The sequence below is a fragment of the Siphonobacter sp. SORGH_AS_1065 genome (assembly GCF_030818595.1).
In the GTDB taxonomy this organism is placed as follows: domain Bacteria; phylum Bacteroidota; class Bacteroidia; order Cytophagales; family Spirosomataceae; genus Siphonobacter.
In genome coordinates this window covers 283,635-304,534 of record NZ_JAUTAM010000008.1, presented here as the reverse complement: position 1 = coordinate 304,534, position 20,900 = coordinate 283,635, and the positions used below count along the sequence as shown (strand labels likewise).

The following is a 20,900-nucleotide window of genomic DNA, read 5'->3' as shown; positions in this document are numbered from 1 at the left end:
ATCCCGAGCCTTTTTCTTTATACATCAATCGCATCGTAAACCACTACTTTGTCCCAGAGGGCACTGCAATCTTTGATGAATTGCTGGTGAATGGGGTGCGTCTGGTAGCTGGCCTGATCTTTCTCATTTTCAAAAAACATAAGTTCAGAAACTGCCCAGCTTTGGTCTACTACATCGCGTTTTTCCGTATTTGCCACGATTCCAATGCGTAATTCCTTAATCGCTTCAATTTTTCTCAAGCTTTTCAAACCCGCAATGATCTTATCACGATCAGCGACGGAACCTGGGTTTTTAAGCCAGAAGAAAACGTGGTGAACGAGGGGATATTTGGCTTTCTCCGTAGGAACGGGGGCGGCCATCGTTGCGGCAGTTCCAGCGGCCAGGGTAAGAGAACTAGCAAGAAAGGTACGACGCGTGTTTTTCATCAAATGGATAATTAGAGTAAATGAAACCGAAATTCAGAATGGAAATGACGGCATCAATAATGTCTGAATCATTACTAATCATAGCTTCCCGAATAAGTTATTCAAAAAAAGCTACTCAATGGATGAGCAATCTATTCATTAAAAGGGGAAAATCCACTTGCATGAAGAGGTTTTCGCAAGGATCAGGTCTTCCTGTCAACTACTCACTAGAGCGAGCTAGTTTGGATGACGAAGCTAGATGGGTTTTAAAAACAAGCAACTAATTTACAGCCCGCTTACCAACCCATGCATTTGAAGACACCAAGGATGTTATCTGCGGTCTGTTGAGGGATGACAGATACGAATGATTGATGTTCCGAGTAAAGCCGGTACTGCGTTAGTCTTTTCGTTAAAAAAGCGACCAGGATGGGTTGATTTTCTCGTTCCGATAAGTCATAGGATACGTTTCCTTTACAATCCATCTTATCCATCATTTTAAGCGAATACTGACTCCCTCCTTCAAAAACGAAATAGGCTTTATCCGTTGATTTGATGCAACCCAGAGCAGGTAACTTCAAATACCATATGTATTCGTTTTTATTCTTCCTGATCGTAAGATAAATGGGGTTCTGATCCTGATCAAAGATTTGAAAGTCAGCTAGTTTAATATATCCGCTGGCAACGGTTCTGACAAACTCATTACAAAAATTTTTAGGCATGGGGGATGCGGAAGCAGATACTTGTGCAGAAGCGTTTCCAAATGCCCAAAGAAGGCACAAGGACAGTACTAATTTTTTCATTAGAAGTGGCGGCAAATACTTAGTGGGTTACAAAAATAAATAGTGACTTTAATATTCAAGACATTAAAGTCACTATTTATCCGTTAAAAAAAGACGGCTTAGACGTATTTATAGATTATTTATTTTGCTAGTTTATCAATAGTTAAAAAATTGATATATTTTTTTATTCATATTGAAATGATTGTAGACATATGCATATAATCAAATATTAATTAATTTTTGATATACTCATAAGTATATGTACTTTAATCAATCGATTCTAACCAACATAAGTGAAGCGACGTGAAACCCGCACCATAAAGTGGACCGAACCGCTGATGGGAATAATTCCTGTTCCTAAAGCAAGCTTAACCGTTGAGTTAGCCGCCAGTCTGATCATGTGATTTCCGCTAGTATTTAATCGAGAACTCAAACCCATAGTGGAATACTGACGTGCAATGCTATTATTGATAACAATATGCGTAAAAAAATGACCTGTTGATGAGCTAGGCGTAATAGAATAGGTGATCTGATAAATACCTCCTTTGATTACTTTAATTGAGGTTTTATCCTCAGGAATCTGGATGTCTTTTGAATACATTAAGGAATCAAAGGCAATAGGAGTTATGGCAAAGTTAGAGCCTGTCAATGTAATACTTTCAGGGTTAACTCTTAAGCCTGAAAAGTAACTGGGGGTGGTTATTTCAGATTGACGAACCAGTTTTTCCCAGGCATTCTCATGGTACGCATAGAAACCTGGTTCGTGGTCGGTTTGGTAAATCATTAGACCCGCAACGGCCGGATTTTTACCGGGACTTCCCGGACGGTTCGCGTAACTTACTCGCGGAATGAGAAGCCCCTTATCCATACGGCAGGTTCCACCTGCCGTATCGTAGGAACGAGATGGAATCTCCCACCAGTGGATTTTTCGATTGGCTCTAAGCGAAGGATAGGCTATGAGCTAACGTTTTCCGCTTGTCATCTCGAACGAAGAGAGAGACCTTCTGTAGAATGAGGCAGGGTTAATGTATTCAAGTTACCGGATGATACAACAAGCTCGAAAAAGGTCATAAGATTCTTCGCTTCGCTCTGAATGACAGACGCTGATTGATGATATAATCCTTCTGGTATGAAATGACCTTAAATGCTAACCGTGTCCCCGGATTGTCATCCGGGTCCATCCAGACCCGGTCTGGATAGACCCAGACTATCCATGTTTAACCCTATCAGAATTATTTTTCGTAAAACTATTGTTACAATTTTAACAATAACCCCAGCGGGGTTCAATATTAGTAGCCCCAGGCTGGATAGCCCCGGATGGAATCCGGGGAGGCAATTATATACCAAACAGTTCCTCTAACGATTCTCTCGAAGTGGGCTATTCTCAATACTAGGCTAGGTACTTATTAAATAAACACAAAATTATTGATGGGCTATGCTTATCAGAAAGGGAGTAAATCAACTTGATCTTTTACAATTGAAATGAATTTATTTGACGGTTTTAAACGGTAATAAGCTCTGTTTTACAACCATTGAATTAAACATTAATGGCGATAAGAGCTTAGGTGTGGAAAGGATCATTAGAAGTCAACTTTGTAGTAAAACAGCGGTAAAAAGCCCAATTGATACTGCCGCTTTAAATAACTCTCCGAAGGAGCTGCTCCGGGGATTGGGACGAAGGTAACGCCCAGCACATTTTTTCTGCCGCTGATGTTGATGAGATCAATGCCGAGCTCATGATTAAGCCCTAAGGCGTTTTTTCGGAAACCTAATTTCAGATCCATTCGAAAGTAATTGGGAAATTGCTGGGTATTACGCAAAGCATCCTGAAAAACGACCTCACGTTGCAAAAGTGAAGCCTCTACATTCAGCGGTCCATAACGTCGACCTCCGGCCCAGGTTACTTTTCCGCCTGCCAGTAACGTCGTACGTTTGCGTTTGCCCACGGGCCATTCGCCGCCCGCCAGGGCATTAAGGGCAAAGCGACTGTTATAATCTGTATTTCGCCAGACCTGATCATTCGCCCGGTATTTTGAATCGTATAGCGAAGCCGTAAACAGTGCGTAATAATTCTTACTAAACTGCTTTTCAAGGGTTAACTCAACGCCGACATTATAACCCACGCCCGTATTTTCGAGAGAATCCGGGAAGGCTCTGCTAAAAGTAGAGCCCTGATTGAGTAAAGAAAACGAAGAAGTCGAAAGAACGGAAACCGGAATCTTAGCCAATCGCTGGTAATAAGTTTCGGCTTTCAGGTGCCAGGTTTCACTCAGGCGACGATTATACCCTAATACCCAATGCTGATTGCGGGTTAGCCCCATATTTTCGTTATAACGTGAATATTGATTCCCCAGCGGTTTTTGAATAAAGTAAGTATAACTCGCCTGCGTCTGATGGTGCATGCCGTAGGCTAAACTCAGCGATTCTTTATCATTGAAGGTATACTGAAGTCCCGCTCTGGGATCAAGCCCTTTGGAATTGGAGTTTAACGTATAAACTAAAGCGTTTATTCCGGCGGTAACGGTTAATCGTTCGCTGGCTTTCACTTTTACCTGAGCAAAGGGCTGCACAAGCCAGGCCGAGGTAGCGTAATCCCAGCGTCGTTCCCAGTAAGAAACCGGAAAACGTGGCTGTTCCCGTAAAATGCTATCAACGTCACTGTAACCAAACCGATCCAGAAAAACACCCGTTTTAAGGGTAGTTGAGGAAGTTAATTTTTTAGTTAAGATTAAATTAATGGAACTGCGGGCATCTTTGAAATCATACCCCATGCTGTAGTGCTTCCCTATCATCTGTCCAGAGGCCGTGTAATCAATCAGGTCGTGATTAGCCCAGCTTCGCAGGCGACTGTGCGAAAAGATGGTTCGCAGATAGGTCGTTGCATTAATCGGGAAGTCGTGTTTCACGCCGACGGTATAACTCGATGAACGGAAGTACTGATCACGGTCTTTGTCGGCATATAAATCTTCCTGCAAATCCTCATTCTTCGAAACAACAATGTTAATAGCACTGGTGCCTCCTATCCCAAACACCGAGAACGTTCCGGCTTTAGCCGTCGGGAAATTGAGTTTGAAGGTTAAATCCTGATAGTTAGGTACGGCAGAAGTGCCAATCTGAATACCTAATTTCTGAAAAACATCAAGTGTAGAATAACGATAGGCTACCAGAAAGGAAGAACGATTTTTCCGGGAAATAGGCCCTTCCAGCACTCCCTCCAAGCCTAAAAGACCTGCCTGAAGTGTTCCTTCTGTTTTTTCATTATTACCCGAGCGAAGGCTCAGGTCAAAGACACCCGCCAAGGCATTGCCGTATTCAGCGGGAAAGGCTCCGGTAAAAAATTCAGAATTTCCCAGGGTTTTACTATTCAGCATGGTAACCGAACCGCCCTGGCTGCCCGGAATGACAAAATGGCTGGGATTAGGAATGTTAACGCCTTCCAGCCGCCAAAGCAAGCCCTGCGGAGAGTTACCCCGAATGACAATATCATTACGCGAGTCGTCAGAACCCTGTACGCCCGCGAAGTTGGAAGCCATCCGGGCGGGATCATCCCGGCTGGCGGCATAACGCCCCGTTTCTTCCACTGAAAAAGGTTGAGAGCTGAGTAAGGCCATCTCATTTTTGGGCGTGGTTCGGCCACTTACCCGTACTTCTCGCAATTGTTGGGTATTACTTTCCAGCTCAATGGCTAAAACAGTTTCTTTGCCGCTTACTACAATCAAGTTGCTGATTTGTTTGGTGTTATAGCCCACGCAGGAAACCCTAAAAGAGCGACGGCCAACGGGTATATTGGTCAATTTGAAGTATCCTTCCGGGTCGGTAATGACACCAGCCCCCGAGCTGGAGTCGTGCATGACTCGAAAGCTTGCTCCGGGCAAGGCAGATTTGGTTTCGGCGTCTACCACGCGACCACGTACGGTTTGCGTTAGATTTTGGGCAAATGCAGCATGGGTAAAGAGTAGAAAAAATAAGTAAATATATTTCATAGGCGAAGCCAGAAAATGCAGTTGGAGTGATGCTAATTTTCCTGCAAGAAATACAAACTTCAGGAGAAAAGTTATATGATCTTCCTTATAGAATTTTTTCTATAAGAAAATGCCCAATCGGTTAAAGGATCTTCTAAAATTGATAATCGTCGGAATCTGGTGCGAGTCCTGGCTTCTGAAATCATCACCAGTTGAGAGTCGAAAGGTAAGAGGAGAGACGTTTGCGTTACTAACGCGAAATAATAGGTGGTAGGAATACAAACACCTGCCGAACGAAGGGAGTGAAAGCATAACAGGAACCCCTTTGTCTTTGATAAACAAGATTCGGTATTCACCTCTGCAATTCCGTAGAAATACTAAAGATTTCAATTCTTTTGGGATTATTGTGTCCCGCTGGTCCGATATTCGTTGCATCATTTCTACTAAACCTCTTGAAACATGTTCAGTCGATTTTCACTTTTTTGTTTCTTTACGTTAGTTAGTTTGCAAAGCTTACGAGCTCAGGTCATGAGCGATTCGCTTCAAATTGAAGGAAATTACCGGACCTTTTACTTCAATAAACCTGCCACCACCGAAAAACCTCAAAATCTGGTTTTCGTCATGCACGGATCAGGAGGAAATGGTCGCGACATGATGCGTTCGACCGAGGCGATGGAAAAAGAAGCAAAAGCTTCCCACACTTTAGTGGTCTATCCCAGCGGCTATAAACGCTACTGGAACGAATGCCGTAAAGCGTCTCCGGCTCTGGCCAATAAGGAAGACGTGAACGAGCAGGCGTTCTTTGCGGGCATGATCGGCTATTTCAAAAAAAAATACGGAGTTAATCCCAAGCGTGTTTTTGCGGTGGGTACTTCAGGGGGTGGACACATGGCTTACAAACTGGCTTTAACCATGCCTGAACAATTTCGGGCGGTTACGGCCATTATCGCCAATTTACCCGATACGGATAACATGGACTGCGTACCGGCGGGTAAGGCGGTCCCGATTATGATTATCAACGGGACAGAAGATAATGTAAACCCTTACCAGGGCGGGGTCGTTGACTTAGGACCAGCTATGAACATGGGCCGGGTACGTTCCACCGAACGATCCTTGGCTTACTGGGCTGATTTGGCGGGTTATCAGGGAAAACCCAAGCTGGAAAAACTTCCCGATACGGACCCAAACGATGGCCGAACGATTGAAAAATATTCGTATCAGGCCCGAAATAAACCAGATGTGATTTTATTGAAAGTAATTGGCGGGAAACACGATTACCCCCATGACATTGATGTACACGTAGAAGCCCTTCGTTTTTTTCTACGTCAGAACTAAGGAGGTTGATTCAAAGGGTACGCACATGAATGTAAAAATCTGGATTCTTTACGTCTGGTTTACTATGCTTGCAACGTCTGGTTTGGCTCAGTCCATTCATCCCGATATTCTGGAAAAACCCTGGGCGGCTCACTGGATTTCTCCTGCCAGTATTTCTCCTCAGGGTTACGGGGTCTATCTGTTTCGGAAAACGCTTCGGTTACCCATCCGGCCCGAGCAATATATAATTCATATTTCTGCGGATAACCGTTACAAGCTTTATGTAAACGGTAACCTTGCTTCCATGGGGCCCATTCGGGGCGATTTGCAGCACTGGCATTACCAAACGCTGGATATTTCAGGTCTTCTGAAAGACGGAGATAACCTCATTGCGGCGGAGGTTTGGAATGAAGGAGAATTCCGACCCGAGGCCCAGATTTCGCTTCGAACGGGATTGATTATTCAGGGGAACACTGCGAGCGAGGCCGGAATTAACACGAACGAAACCTGGAAAACGTTTCAGCAGACAGATTATCAGCCCATTCCAGTGAAAATGCAGGCGTATTACGTAGCAGGTCCGGGCGAATTTGTAAAGATGAATTCAGCCCTTAGAAACTGGAGAAACGCTGATTTTGATGACAGCCGCTGGGCTGCTGCCCGATTACTCATGCCGGGTGTGCCTAAAGATGTGAAAGGCGGTTTTGGGACGGTCAGTGGCTGGATGTTAACCCCGGCGACCATTCCCGAAATGGAACTCAAGCCGCAGCGTTTTGCTCAGATTCGTCGGGCGGCTGGTGTCAGAATTCCCGAAGGTTACCCGGCGAAAGTCTCCGCCTTAACCATTCCTGCCCACTCCACTGCAACGTTGTTGTTTGATCAGGGAGAGTTGACCAATGCTTATCCCGTTCTTTCTTTTCAGGGTGGAAAAGATGCGTCGATCACCTTGCACTATACTGAAGCTCTATATTCGAAATTTCCCGTCAAAGGCAATCGAAATGAGGTAGAGGGGAAAGTGATCATAGGAAGGAAAGATAGCTTATTGGCGGATGGAAGTCCGGCACAACGCTTTACTACCCTTCAGTGGCGGACTTTTCGTTACGTCGAAGTGAAGGTCATTACCAAAGACGAACCGCTTATTCTGGAGGATTTTAGCAGTGTGTTTACGGGTTACCCGTTTACCTATCAGGCCCATTTTGAAAGTGACCAGCCTGAATTATCGCAGATTATCAAAGTAGGATGGCACACCGCTCGCCTTTGTGCGGTAGAAACGTATATGGATTGTCCGTATTATGAGCAGTTGCAATACATCGGCGACGCCCGCATTCAGGCTTTGATTTCGCTTTATAATACAGGTGATGACCGACTAGTAAAGCAGGCTCTTAGTCAAATGGATCAATCCCGACAGCCGGAGGGAGTTACCCTCAGTCGCCATCCTTCTTACACGCCGCAGTACATTCCTACCTTCTCCTTGTGGTATATCGGGATGCTGCATGATTACTGGAAGTATGGGAACGATCAGGCTTTTATCAAAGCTAAACTGAACGGCGTACGCCAGATTCTTGCCTATTTCCAGCAGTATCAACAGCCAGACGGTTCATTAACGGGTCTGCCTTATTGGGTGTTTACGGATTGGGTAACGGCCAGCGACTGGAATGATGGCGTCGCTCCGAAAAGCAAGGATGGGAGCTCCTGTGTGGTGGATTTACAGTTACTATGGGCTTATCAGGCAGCGGCTGAGCTGGAAAGGGAATTAGGTTATGAGGAAATCAGTCGTCGGTATGTTAAGCAGGCTGAAGTATTAAAAGCGTCTGTTAAGCAAAAATATTGGGAGCCTCGACGGAAGCTTTTTGCGGATCGAATGGAAAAAGACCGATTTTCCCAGCATAGTAATGCACTGGCGATTTTGACTGGGGTTGTAACCGGAGCGGAGGCAAAAGACCTGGCTCAACGCCTGTTACAGGACCATAACCTAGCTCCTGCCTCCATCTATTTCAAGTACTATTTGCATCAGGCCTGTATTCGGGCTGGCTTGGGGAATGAGTATCTGCAATGGTTGGGAAAATGGCGTGAAAACCTGTCCATGGGACTAACAACCTGGGCCGAAATGTCAGATATTAACGAGTCTCGCTCGGATTGTCATGCCTGGGGCTCCAGTCCTAATATTGAGTTATATCGAACGGTTTTAGGCATTGATAGCCAGTCTCCGGGATTTAGTGAAGTAAAAATTGAGCCCCATTTGGGTAACCTGAAAAAAGCATCGGGGACCATCCCGCATTCCCGAGGTCCCATTACGGTGTCCTACGAACTACAGGAGTCGGAATGGCAGATGATTATTCAGACTTCTATCCAAGGAGAATTCATCTGGAAAGGAAAGAGTTACCCTCTAAAACCAGGAAGTAATACGTTCCATATAAAAGAATAAGTTAACCAAAGGGACAAAGTGACAGCTTGTCACTTTGGTTTTATTGATTAGGTAACTTGTAGTCAAGAATTGGTAGAATTTTAATTCTAAAGTAAAAGTTTATTAATTGATAACTAAAACTCTGAATTTCAATTGTTTGTACGCGATTTATGAAAAGCTTTGCAAGGTAGAAAAGCTTTATGAAAATCAAAGAATGATAGAGCTTACTTCCATTGATGAACCCGGCTTTAATTCTGTTGTGTTACTTTAGTAGTTCTATTTTCTACACTCCTTTATGCCTGATTTTCGCTTGAAAACAAGCCTAGGCGTTTCATAGTTTTGTTTTTGAACGTAGATCACGCCCTTAAAAAAATGACTAAACCTATCCTGACTCTATTGGCTGCCGCCGTAGCCCTGGCTTCCTGTTCAGAAAAAAAGCCTTCGCACGAAGGTTCTGCCGATAGTACGTTGGCCCCCGTTGAAACCAAGGAGCCTAACTCAGCTTACAAACCGGCTTTCGAAGGACAAACGCGTATTGCGGGTGTCAAAACTTCAACCCCTTACGAATCAAAAGCCATTAGTGATGGCCTGAAAAATCCCTGGGGTATTACCAGCCTGCCCGATGGTCGACTCATCATTACTGAGAAATCAGGGACGATGCGTATTGCCAAAGTGACGGGTGAACTGAGCGAACCTATTACGGGGATTCCAACTGTTAATCCTGATGGCCAGGGTGGTTTGCTGGGTATTCGGGTAGACCCCGATTTTGAGCAAAATCGCATGATTTACTGGGTGTTTTCTGAAAAACGCCCTGACGGTAATCTGACGGCTGTAGCGAAAGGAAAGCTTTCGGCTGACGAGAAAAAGATTGAAGGAGCAACGGTTATCTACCGGGCTACCCCCGCCTATAAAGGCGATTTACACTATGGAGGACGCATTCTGATTGACAAAGATGGAAATCTCGTGGTCAGCACTGGTGAGCGTTCAGATACCGTTACGCGTCCGCAGGCTCAATTTCTGAATTCAAGTCTGGGGAAAGTCCTGAAAATTACTAAAGACGGGAAAGCCGTGGCTGGAAACCCCTTCGAAGGAAAAGCGGATGCTAAACCTGAGATTTATTCATACGGTCACCGTAACGTACAGGGGCTGGCATTCCACCCGGTTACGGGTGATCTTTGGGAAACCGAATTCGGTCCTCGGGGTGGCGACGAATTGAACCGCATCGAGCCGGGTAAAAACTACGGCTGGCCTACAATCACGTACGGGATCGAGTACGCCGGACCCAAAGTAGGCGAAGGTATCCAGCAAAAAGAAGGGCTCGAACAGCCTGTTTATTACTGGGACCCCGTCGTTTCTCCCAGTGGAATTACCTTCTATACGGGTGATGCTATTCCTGAGTGGAAAAATAATCTTTTCATCAGCGGATTGAGCAGTACACACATTGCCCGACTGGTGATTGAAAATAACAAAGTCGTTGGCGAAGAACGCCTCCTTGAGAAAGAAGGCCAGCGGTTCCGGGACATTACCCAAGGTAAAGACGGAGCTTTGTACGCGATTACGGATCAGGGGAAACTGTATCGAATCTCTAAAAAGTAGTCTGAGTATTTTTCGATAACACAAAAAGGAGCATTTGGAAACAGTGCTCCTTTTCTATTATTGAAAATTAAATCCTATATTAATGAGTGCTACATCAAGAGGTAATCATGAGAAGCAACCTACATTTTCTTAGGCTATTTATGTAAAAAATTCATTTAAAATAAAAAATTATATAGTTGAGTTTAAATTTAATGTGGTTATTTAAGTACTTATTGCTAATTATGGACAGCCTTGATAGGGGAACCTACCTGAGCTGGTTCATATTTTTAGCATTTTATCCAACACGATCAACCTTATTAAAGTACAGTGTCTGAATACATGGAAAATATATATGAAGACCTACCGACCTATGCCTTTTTGCAGGGCGGGGGGGAAATGGGAGAGTTAATTCGAACCTATGACTGGTCCAGTTGTCCGTTGCAGACGCCCGATCAGTGGCCTTCCAGTCTTAAAACGATTATCCCGCTCATTTTACATGCCAAAGTCCCCATGTTTGTGTGGTGGGGTAAAGAACTTATTCAATTTTATAATGATGCCTACCGGGATCTGCTGGTTGCCGGTGGTCGGCATCCCCATTTTCTTGGGAAAAGTGCTTATCAGTGCTGGCCTGAATCCTGGGGGATTATTAAGCCTCTGATTGATCAGGTGTTGGAGGGTGAGGGGGTGTATATGGAAAATCTGCTCATACCACATTATCGATACGGCACTTTACTCGATTCCTATTGGACCTTCGGTTATAGTCCAATCTATGATGAGGAAAATCATCCTGTAGGAGTATTGGTTAACTGCACCGAAACTACGCAAACCGTGGTAAGCCAGCAGCAATTGGAAATCAGTGAAGCATTTTCTCAACAGATATTTCATAGTTCGCCAGTTGCCAAATGTGTATTTATGGGCGAAAATATGGTCATTCAGATGGTGAATGAAAGCATGTTAACGCTTCTGGGCCGGGACCGATCCATTATTGGGAAAACATTCATGGAAGTCGTGCCTGAACTGACGGTTACCTCCCTTATGGGTCGATTGCGGCAGGTTTTGGCAACGGGAGAAACGTATATTCAACCCGAAGAAAAACAGGAACTGATTCGGTTTGGGCAACCCTATACCGGTTATTACCACTATACCTGCTCCGTACTCAAAAATGAAATCGGAGAAAATACGGGTGTAATTGTTGCGGTCATTGAAATAACTGACCAGGTTCGGATCCGGCAACAGGTGGAAGAACGGGAGGCTCAATACCGTGACCTTTCCGAACATCTGGAGCAGGTGGTGAAATTCCGCACGGAGGAACTGGAGGCAACCAATGAAGAATTGGTAAGTTCTAACGAAGAGTTGCAGGAATTGAATAAGCAATTGCAACGGGCAAATGACCGGTTACAGCAATTTGCTTATGTGGCTAGCCATGATTTACAGGAACCCCTTCGAAAAATTCAGACCTTTAGTTCTTTACTCAGTCAGAAGTACGAGCAGCAATTCGATGAATCGGGACTGATGATGCTTTCGAGGATGTATAAAGCTGGAGAGCAGATGTCAACCTTAATTAATGATCTGCTTGCTTATTCGCGGCTCATATCTCCTTCCGATGAGTTTAACACCATTTCGTTGCAGCAAATCATCACCTCAGTCCTGGAAACGCTGGAACTCACCATTGAACAGTCTGGTGCCATCATCAGTATTGAACCTTTGCCCACGGTCAGAGGAGATGCGATGCAACTGGGACAGCTCTTTCAGAATTTGATTTCGAATGCTCTGAAATTCACCAAAAGAGACCAGATGCCCCGTATTAGTATTGCGGCTGAATTAGTACTGGAAAAGGATTTTCCAAAATCACTTAAACCTACTGCTAAAGCGGAATGCTATCATCTGATACGCGTAAAAGATGAAGGGGTTGGTTTTGATTCTAAGTACGCCAGCCGAATTTTTGGGGTATTCGAACGCCTGCACAGTAAACAGGAATTTGCAGGTACGGGTATTGGCCTGGCTATTTGTCAGCGTGTAGTAGAGAATCACGGTGGAGCGATTTACGCGGAGAGCGAAGTAAATAAAGGAGCTACCTTCCACGTATATCTACCAGCGTAAGCTGTTAACTACCCTGAGTCGGCATCACCCATGATTTATATAATTGTTGCCAGACTTGCTGTAAACCTTCAAACGTAGGAGGTTTGCTGATAAAACTACTGACTCCATTGTCGTAAGCCTGTCGGATCGTAGACTCAGTCGTGGTGGTAGATAGCATGATTACGGGTATTTTAGACCAGCTGGAAGAGTTCTTGAGTTCCCGTACAAACTCCATGCCGTCCATGAAAGGCATGTTCAAGTCAGTTATAATCAGGGCTGGAGGCGTCTCCATCGTTTCCAGCATGTCAAGGGCATTTTCTCCATCCCGGGCAAAAGCCAGTTGGCAGTTCAACTTGGACTTATGCATGGCTGTTTCGAGCAAGAGGCGGTCATCATCATCATCTTCAACAACCAGAATAACAAAGGAGCTAGACATAAATTTATAAGAGCGGGGTAGTAGGGTAGTAGGACCCAAAATGGGAATAGTAATTATTTACTAACTGGACAAAAATACACTTAATCTTATTAACTCTATTTTCATTTGCTAATTTTCTGACTTATGTAGACCTATATCACATCAATTAGTGATTAGCATAGATCAGATGAATGTGTAAAGTAATAAAAATGGATCACTATTAAAACAGAGGCCTGACCGTAATTAATTCACAGGATGTATTTTACAAAAACACCGAGAGATTAGGTTTTGAACTAGTATACCTATACGCCTTTGAACTACTAACAAATAACGGTGATTCGTTATGCTATTCATTACTTATTATCGTTGATATAAAAGACTTCAAAACTTGTATCAGCCGAAACCTCCTGAATTTTCCCTACTTGTAAACTTTCAGCGAAAACCCGGTAAGGCTTGTTCTGTGTTTTCATCAATTTCAGGTATTCAGGAACCTGAAGGGGCTGCTTTACACTTTTCAATTCAGTTAAGAAGGCAAGGCCAACAGGCTATCTATTAAATTTTGTAACGCTTACAATGTATTTTTTCATTGATGAACTGAATCGGCTAATAATTAGCTTATTAGCATAGATAAAACTAAGTTTTGTGCATTCATTCTACGCTTCATCAATGAACAGAAACACGTACAAGTAGGCCAGAATGGATGCCACAAAACCAAACATAAATATGTTATAGGCAATGCGAAGAAGCTTATATTTCTTACCTAAAACCACACCCAGATAATAAATATCACGAGTCATACTGCCGTATAAAAAATCGGAATTATGCATCATGGCCGAGATACCGTGTTCGTAATCTTTAAGACTCATGTTATAAAAGTTGCCGAAGAATAGCAAATTCGCTTTTTGCTGCTCAATGTCTTCCCGGCTAAAGGTCCCCTGCGTAACGTTAGGTCGCGTTGCCAGTACGGAAAAAATGATGGTAAGGACTGCCGTTGATAAAAACAGAGCCGTAGGGGGAATCAAAGAAGGGTGATTTTCAAGACGATGCGAAAGCACCGACACCACAACCGACACCATGATCGAATTGACGGAAATCATGATGTTCGCTTTACTATCCGCAATTTCACTCAGTCGAAGGTGATTGGAAGAGGTAGTGCGGAACATCGTTTCGATGCCACGTTCGGGGTTATCTTTCTTTTTCTTTTTTTCAGGAACTTCTGTTTGCTCTTTTTTATCCTGTTTTTCCAGTAAGCGTTCAAGGTTGGCGGTTTTACCCGACTGGTAGATGCTGCGGGCGTAGTGGGTGAAATACTGGTGATTCTGAAAAAACAGTATATTCGCTGTTCGCCAGTCTGCTCCCGAAAGCGTATAGCCCTTCAGTAATTCTACTTCCTGCCGTAGCAGTTTCGATTTTTCTTTGTAATCAGCACTAGCCAGGTGACACAGATCGGCATCGCAGATGATTTCTTCAAGCAAAGTATTCGGTTTTTGAGGCATCCGGGTGGCTAAAATGCAGGCCCGAACCTGAGCTATGAAAGAGTCACTAAAGCCTTTCTTGTTCAGATAATCGGCGGCCAGTTCAGCACTTTTCTGTTCATGCTCGGCGGCTGAACCATAGAGGTAACCCAAATCATGAAACCACGCGGCTGCCATCACGATCTGATAAGGTTCTGTACTCAACTGATAATGCTGACTGAGGGTATGCACCGCTGCTACGACTTCCCGTGTATGCGTTAGGGTATGATAGACCAGCTCAGGGACCACTCGATCCTGATACGTCTGAACGACATGTGCTTCAACCTGAGAAAGATCCAACTCCATCATTACATCAATTTTTTTGGTAAGGTAAAAGGTTTATGCTTAAAAACGGAAACCCAGCGAAGCATACGGTAACGCACCTTCGTTGGAAAAAGCCACAGAGGCATTAAAAATCAGGAGTTGAGCTGGTGAAATATACAGCCCGGCTCCGTAACCATCGTGCCATTTTTGGGAGGTTTCATTCCTGGCCCATACGCGACCTACGTCATTGAAGAGGGTCAAACCAACCGTTCCCGGGAATAAATAGGAGTTGAAATCAAAAAGCTTCGTTCGCAGTTCGATATTATGATAGACCATTTTATCTCCGGCAAAACGGTACTTTCGAAAACCGCGAAGGTTATCTTGTCCACCGAGGTACTGTAACTGATAAAAGGCTGGGTTTCCGTACGTTAATCCTCCGCCCAAACGATTCACAATCACAAATCGGGCCTTTTGGCTGAAACTGGCATGAATACTAAGATCCGTCGTAAACTGACTCAAATGATTGCGGTCATTACCAAAACCCTGCAACGTGGTTGCCCGCGTGTCCCAGTGCAGTCCCCGGGTAGGCAGGGTGGGGTGATTCCGATTATCAATTAAAAACGAGGCCTGAAACCCAGCGTAGGCCTGTTGCCGCAAAAAGGTTCGGTTTTCAGGTAAGGTGTTTAGATAATCTTCCAGAAAGCGGCCTCTGTTGTCTTCAAGATCTACGTTGAAATACTGAAAAACCGGGCCAGCCGTAACCTGTACCTGCTGACTCAGGTTTCGTTTTAAGGTAACGGCAACCGTGCTCAAGTCGTAACGCGTCCGGTAGTATCGGATGCGGCGATTTTTATCATAGGCCGTTTCATTTCCAATGCCAAAAAAGTTGGTAACGTTATCCGGGGCTCGCAAAATAGCATTAATCCAGAGATCATTTTTCCCAAGTACGTTGGTGAAAATTCCGTCGTATTTAATGGCGGTAGCGTTGGTGGCCAGGGCATGACTGATTAACAACCGATTCATGGAGACATAGGGAGCCTTGCGGAAATGATGCTTCGTCAACTGAAATCCGGCCCCAAGCAAAACGCCATCGTCCACGTTAAAGCCCGCTGAAGCTAAGGGAGCGAGTCGATCGTACTGAAAGGCGTGCGTATCGAAGTGGTTAATACTGGCCGAAGTCGAGGTATGAATCTGAGCGTTTTGACTGCTCGGGAACGTATTATTTTCCGTGGAAAGGTCATAAATCAGATTTTCAGATTTTTTGCTTTCGTTCACCTGATACCGATCCGAACCCGGTCCGCCGATCATGCGTATTTTTATTTTTCGGGATGATTTTCCCGTCACTATAAACTGATCGTTGCCCGCCTGTCCATACACGCGAATTTCGCGGGTTTGTTTGGGGTCAAAAAGGCGGGAATAAAGTTGCTGTTTAAGCGTACTGTCTTTGCCAATCTTGAAAATGTGAAGAGCTATTTTGCCGTCATTCTGGTGTTCAATACTGAAACGCTCCATCTTATCCGAAGCGGCAATGTCTACTTCTTTGGCTAAAAAACGATAATAGGTAAGGCCATACTTTTGCAGGCGATCCCGGCGGGCTTTGAGCGTTTTTAAAATTTCATCACCCGATTGCCGGCGAATAGGATCGGGCAAGGTCTGGATGGCTTTTTCAAACACCGCATCGCTCCAGGCCGATTGAAGCTTGGCAATCGTCTTTTCCCAATCGGCCTGACTTAAGTTATTCAGAAAGAGCCGATCAAAGTAACGGGCATTGTACATGAAACCGTTCACGTTGGACAGATTTTCCCGAAAACCCTGAAATTTGGGCTGAATCCACGAACGGGAAGCGATATACGGGAATAAACCATCAGACTTGAAAAAGACCTGATCGCGGTCACGGGGGACGGGCTGATAGACTTTCCCGTTTTTAGTTTTATGACTAATCCAACGCCATTGATCCTCGTGCCGATCCCAGTCGCCTATCAATAAATCCAGGAGTCGAGCCTCCAAAACGGCTTGTTGGTCAACCTGATTATCATTGTCTTTCTGTAAAGCTTCCAGCAATTTCGGCGTACTTACGCTTTTGTCCGAATCAGGATTGCGTTCCTCCAGCAAGCAAACGGTATTGGCAAAGTCAACGCCATACATGCCCAGGGCTGGATCATCGGGCACAAAAAAGAGCCGTGGGTGGGCATGTGGTACCGCCGCCGCCTCGGCCAGAACTGGAACTACCAGCGGAGCAAAGGGAAAAGCCGCCGAAATTTGATCCTGGATGACATCGCGGGCAACGGTTTGGCGGAGGTAATCGGGAAGGGCTTTTTCGGGGGCTTTCTGGATGGTTCGCAAAACCCATTCTTTACCGGAAGCGTCTTTCAGCCGTAACGATTTCGTTTGCTGGCCGCCGCCGCGTTGGAGAATCATAAATCCACCCTCCACCTTGTTAATGTCAAAAACCGGAAAGGAAACGGGCGTAGCCCAGGTTTTTCGGTAATTTTCGCCAAAAAGAAGCCGATGAAATCTGCTGACTTTATCGTAATCCGACGCGATAGAAACGTGAACCGAATCAGGCCAGGTTTGGGTGGGCGTTCGAGTAGAATTTGATGGCGTTGTCAAGTTAATTCTGAAAAGTGTAGCCGAGTGAGCCAGCGTAGCCTCGGCGGCTTCATTAACCGTATAAAAATCTGACCGAACGCGGCCATCCGTTAATTCATCAAGAACGACATAACCCCATTCGCCACTCACGAATGAAGCTTTCTTACCCTTTTTTACCCGTTCCCGATTGATGCCTGACCCACTGACAATGAAATTCCGATTATGATCAACGATGTGTTGGAGGGCATGGTCGTGTCCTGAGACAAACACGACGTTGGGGGCGGGCTCCAGGGCCTTTTCCAGCACTTGGGCCATGTGTTTGTAAATAGGGTTGGGTAAATCCTGAACCGTTCCAAACACACCCCGGGCAATCGGATAGATGGAACCGATGAGGGGTAAAGGAATGTAAAGCTTGGGGTTTATATCCGTCAGCGGAAAAATATGTTGCTTTAGCGTATAGTAACCTCCGTGAATGCCATAACTACGAAAGGGCTGGTGCGTAGCCAGAATAATACCTTTATCTTTATTCAGGTAAACCAGTTCCGAAAGTCGGGCGACCACTTCATCCTGGGTTTTACAGGCACAATCCGATTCTTTCCCCGGCTTTTCGTTAGGGTGTAACCACCATTGGGTATCAATAATAATCAATACCAGATGATCATTGAGGTTCACCAGTTCCGGTCCGGGGCAGCCGCCTTTGGGCAAGAGCTGTATATTGGGAGCGTGCAAACTGTCAAGCCACTGGCCCTGCCGTTTGATTTTTTCCCATCCGTCGGCGTGATCTTTGCTCCAGTCGTGGTTACCTGGAATGAATAGAACCTGAGACGATTTGTTGAGCCCTAAGGCAGCCTGGTACCGCAAAATCGTTGTTAGTGAATCATAATCCGGCGAGCTTGAATCAGATAAACCTCTGGGATATACGTTATCTCCCAGATACAAAAGTGTCGTATGTAGATCGTCAAAGGAATACCGATTGCGAACGGCATCTACCACCGGATTTTTCCCCTTGTATAACCGCCCCGCATCACCAATTAATACCAACCGATGCCGAACCGAATCAGGTCTGGTCTGCTGAGCGTAGGTAAGGCCCGATGAAAGGAAGAAAGCTAATCCTAAGAATGCTATTAATTTATATAAGTTCAGGAAGGTATTCATCCGTTCATTATCTGATGTTATAGTCTGACCTGTTCCAGTTGTAAATCCTGCACCGGGGCCGAGTTTGTATACTGGATTCGAAGTCGAATGGCTTTCAGGCCTACTAGTCCCTGAACGGGTTCAAGTTCAAGGTATTCAATTTCAGCCGCAATCTGATTTTTCTCCTGTAACTGATGAATCAGCGGTAAAAAATCCGAAATTTCCTGCTGATTCATGTACACCAGAGCAATCTGGTCGGGCTGCGTCAGGCGTTCTCCACTGCCCAAAACCACGGCTTTATCGATCCGTTTTTTAATAACTTCGTAACGAATGCTGTACGAACCTTCTACATCAAAACGATGCTCGTCTTCGCGGAAACTAATGGCAACGGGTTGAGCATGGGCCAGGATCAACTGCGTGGTTTGCAAAGGAAGGGGCAGATGCGGTAGTAAGCGATGGGTTAACTGAGCCATTTCGATCATGGACGTTAATTGCCACAAACGAAGCCGACGCAGATCATCCGCTACAAAAGGGGTTTTTGGAGCAATGGACTGACCGACATAGATATTATATTCCATGCCGTCCGTCCGGTACTTTTCGAAGTAATGCGGATAGACCGACTGAAGTTTTTGTTCTTCCTGTTCGATGTAACTGTTAACGGTCGAGTTGATCCAGTCCAGACTTTGTTCGTAATCTCGCTGAGCTCGGTGAAAAATCCCGCTCTGCGGATCGGTTTGCCTGAAGTAAGATTCAATTGGCTCCTGAAGTTCTTTCTGAGATTGCTGCAAATGCCGTAAATAGGGGCTTACCTGCTGAATCAAAAACAAAGTAATACTCTCTTCATCATCAGGACTAAGGTCTAGTAGCAGTACATTCTGATAATGCTTATTCCATTCCAGCAAAGCCTCGTGGCGATACTCCCGCTCTCTTACTTTTTCCAGCAATTGCTCAACGCCGGATAATTGCTGGCTCAAATCGTGCCGAACGGCCCGGTGACGTTCACTGGAAGAGTTTCGAATGTCAACGGCTCCGTAAAGTGGATATACCTGCGGAAAACGGACGCGGGCAAGTTCTGGCTGAGTAGGCTTGCGGTTCCCCGCTTTCAGGTATTGCCAGGCTACTTCATTGAATTTCCACTCCACCGCAGGTTGCAGGGACGTAAACCGCTGTCGGATTAACCGATCCACGTTTTTGTTGAATTCATTAATCTGAAACAACAGTAACTCCCGCACTAGTGGCACTACTTTCTCAACTTTAAAGAGGACTTCTTCTCCCAGTGAGTCGGCGTTTTCGGAAGCCATTTCAATAACTCCAATCAATTCATCGCCTGCTTTAATGGGATAAAGCATGAAACTTTTTAATCCGTTGTTATGCAGTAATCGTAACTCTGGTTCAGCAAATTGATTTAAATCGCAAAACAGGTGTGGATGATCGTGCTGCTTTAATCGCTGAGCAATGGTTTTCTGAATGTCAGGCTGTTGAAGTAAATCACCGTGCTGTTCGCACGTTCGAATTTGCGTGAAGAAAACGCTTCGGTTACTAAACTGCGGATGAAAAACGTACGTATCGTTTACCTTAAAGAAAGGCATCAACCCGATATGAATGTCAGGAAGACCGCACAAGTCACGTAAGGCTTTCTCGAAACGGTTATAAATAAGTTCTTCGGAATCCGTTTGTAAATGGATAAAAACCTCTTTCAACTGCTGTAAGGAACTTTCTTCCGTAATGTCTTCCACCAGAAACACACAAAAACCAGAGAGTGTAAACAAATGAAGAGGTAGGGTAGAAGTCATTTGCTCGAAAGAGCGGTACCCTTTCGCAAACTCCACCCACTCATTTTGCAGCGGGGGTAATTCAGATTGATAATACTGTGGCTCTACGAAATTGACATTTACCTTTAGTCGGTAATATTTCGTAATGCCACGTTCCGTTTTCTGAAAGGATATGGATGGAGTTAACTCCTTTATAAACCGAATAGTATAACAGTTTTCCAGAATCAGCTGATAAAAGTAGCGAAGCTTATCCGTGGGATTTTTATGTTCTTCATTCCCCATTTCCAAAGCAGGGGTAATGTATTGGATGAAGGTATCCGAAGCGTGAAAAAGCTCCAGTGGGATGGGGAGTCCAAAGGCATAGGGAATTTCCCGCTCCGTACCCACGATGGGTAACACGCTTAACTTCAGTAACTGGGCAATGGCTTCAAGCTGATCGGGCGTATAGGTTTCCTCAATAGAGTCGGCGGGGATAAGTGGATTTAGTTGTTCCAGTAAATAATCAACCACTTGCGACTGCACGTCGCCGGCGGGAATAGTAGCCTTTCGTTGCGTTAAGTACTTAATAAAAGGCTTGAAAGATAACCGAAGGTCCATCGGATGAGCGGGAATTTCGGGGAGATTCAAATGGGTATCCATTAGCAGGACTATTAATTCATGGCAATTGGAATAATAATTGAAACCGTGGACTTTGGGTT

General features: G+C 44.9%; 12 protein-coding genes. 4 read left to right on the top strand and 8 right to left on the bottom strand.

Annotated features, from left to right (window positions below):
• Positions 1–17 precede the first annotated feature (17 nt).
• From QE390_RS23715 to QE390_RS23700, 4 genes are all read right to left on the bottom strand, one after another.
• The gene (locus QE390_RS23715; RefSeq protein WP_307144191.1) at positions 18–425 is read right to left on the bottom strand and encodes a Dabb family protein; all 408 of its coding nucleotides are present in this window, start codon (positions 423–425) and stop codon (positions 18–20) included.
• A gap of 275 nt (positions 426–700) precedes the next feature.
• Positions 701–1,123: a hypothetical protein gene (locus tag QE390_RS23710; RefSeq protein ID WP_307144190.1), complete on the bottom strand. Its 423-nt coding sequence runs from the start codon at positions 1,121–1,123 to the stop codon at positions 701–703.
• A 340-nt stretch (positions 1,124–1,463) separates the two neighbouring features.
• Positions 1,464–2,051: a hypothetical protein gene (locus tag QE390_RS23705; RefSeq protein WP_307144189.1), complete on the bottom strand. Its 588-nt coding sequence runs from the start codon at positions 2,049–2,051 to the stop codon at positions 1,464–1,466.
• Between the two features lie 712 nt (positions 2,052–2,763).
• On the bottom strand, positions 2,764–5,166 hold the full coding sequence (locus QE390_RS23700) for a TonB-dependent receptor (protein ID WP_307144188.1): 2,403 nt from the start codon (positions 5,164–5,166) through the stop codon (positions 2,764–2,766).
• 438 nt (positions 5,167–5,604) lie between these two features.
• On the opposite strand from QE390_RS23700, the gene QE390_RS23695 reads away from it, so the two are divergent.
• The 4 genes from QE390_RS23695 (at position 5,605) to QE390_RS23680 (ending at position 12,535) form a co-directional block, all read left to right on the top strand.
• Positions 5,605–6,480 (top strand): PHB depolymerase family esterase, encoded by an 876-nt coding sequence (locus QE390_RS23695; protein WP_307144187.1) that lies wholly within the window; start codon positions 5,605–5,607, stop codon positions 6,478–6,480.
• Between the two features lie 25 nt (positions 6,481–6,505).
• Positions 6,506–8,881: an alpha-L-rhamnosidase N-terminal domain-containing protein gene (locus QE390_RS23690; RefSeq protein ID WP_307144186.1), complete on the top strand. Its 2,376-nt coding sequence runs from the start codon at positions 6,506–6,508 to the stop codon at positions 8,879–8,881.
• 351 nt (positions 8,882–9,232) lie between these two features.
• Positions 9,233–10,456 (top strand): PQQ-dependent sugar dehydrogenase, encoded by a 1,224-nt coding sequence (locus QE390_RS23685; protein ID WP_106636164.1) that lies wholly within the window; start codon positions 9,233–9,235, stop codon positions 10,454–10,456.
• A 318-nt stretch (positions 10,457–10,774) separates the two neighbouring features.
• Positions 10,775–12,535, top strand: a complete 1,761-nt coding sequence (locus tag QE390_RS23680) for an ATP-binding protein (protein WP_307144185.1) — start codon at positions 10,775–10,777, stop codon at positions 12,533–12,535.
• 4 nt (positions 12,536–12,539) lie between these two features.
• Here the strand turns inward: QE390_RS23680 and QE390_RS23675 are convergent, their stop codons facing one another.
• From QE390_RS23675 to QE390_RS23660, 4 genes are all read right to left on the bottom strand, one after another.
• On the bottom strand, positions 12,540–12,950 hold the full coding sequence (locus tag QE390_RS23675; RefSeq protein ID WP_106636022.1) for a response regulator: 411 nt from the start codon (positions 12,948–12,950) through the stop codon (positions 12,540–12,542).
• Between the two features lie 632 nt (positions 12,951–13,582).
• A complete protein-coding gene (locus tag QE390_RS23670; protein ID WP_307144184.1) occupies positions 13,583–14,752 on the bottom strand; it encodes a Pycsar system effector family protein in 1,170 nt (389 codons plus the stop codon).
• Between the two features lie 36 nt (positions 14,753–14,788).
• Positions 14,789–18,451, bottom strand: coding sequence for a BamA/TamA family outer membrane protein (locus QE390_RS23665; RefSeq protein WP_307144183.1), 3,663 nt, complete (start codon positions 18,449–18,451; stop codon positions 14,789–14,791).
• A 17-nt stretch (positions 18,452–18,468) separates the two neighbouring features.
• Positions 18,469–20,841 carry a hypothetical protein gene (locus QE390_RS23660; RefSeq protein WP_307144182.1) on the bottom strand — a complete coding sequence of 791 codons (2,373 nt, stop codon included), beginning with the start codon at positions 20,839–20,841 and terminating at the stop codon, positions 18,469–18,471.
• Positions 20,842–20,900 lie beyond the last annotated feature (59 nt).

Coding starts and splice junctions, on each gene's coding strand:
- QE390_RS23715 (WP_307144191.1), bottom strand. CDS start 425: ATGAAAAACACGCGTCGTACCTTTCTTGCTAGTTCTCTTACCCTGGCC.
- QE390_RS23710 (WP_307144190.1), bottom strand. CDS start 1,123: ATGCCTAAAAATTTTTGTAATGAGTTTGTCAGAACCGTTGCCAGCGGA.
- QE390_RS23705 (WP_307144189.1), bottom strand. CDS start 2,051: ATGGATAAGGGGCTTCTCATTCCGCGAGTAAGTTACGCGAACCGTCCG.
- QE390_RS23700 (WP_307144188.1), bottom strand. CDS start 5,166: ATGAAATATATTTACTTATTTTTTCTACTCTTTACCCATGCTGCATTT.
- QE390_RS23695 (WP_307144187.1), top strand. CDS start 5,605: ATGTTCAGTCGATTTTCACTTTTTTGTTTCTTTACGTTAGTTAGTTTG.
- QE390_RS23690 (WP_307144186.1), top strand. CDS start 6,506: ATGAATGTAAAAATCTGGATTCTTTACGTCTGGTTTACTATGCTTGCA.
- QE390_RS23685 (WP_106636164.1), top strand. CDS start 9,233: ATGACTAAACCTATCCTGACTCTATTGGCTGCCGCCGTAGCCCTGGCT.
- QE390_RS23680 (WP_307144185.1), top strand. CDS start 10,775: ATGGAAAATATATATGAAGACCTACCGACCTATGCCTTTTTGCAGGGC.
- QE390_RS23675 (WP_106636022.1), bottom strand. CDS start 12,950: ATGTCTAGCTCCTTTGTTATTCTGGTTGTTGAAGATGATGATGATGAC.
- QE390_RS23670 (WP_307144184.1), bottom strand. CDS start 14,752: ATGATGGAGTTGGATCTTTCTCAGGTTGAAGCACATGTCGTTCAGACG.
- QE390_RS23665 (WP_307144183.1), bottom strand. CDS start 18,451: ATGAATACCTTCCTGAACTTATATAAATTAATAGCATTCTTAGGATTA.
- QE390_RS23660 (WP_307144182.1), bottom strand. CDS start 20,841: ATGGATACCCATTTGAATCTCCCCGAAATTCCCGCTCATCCGATGGAC.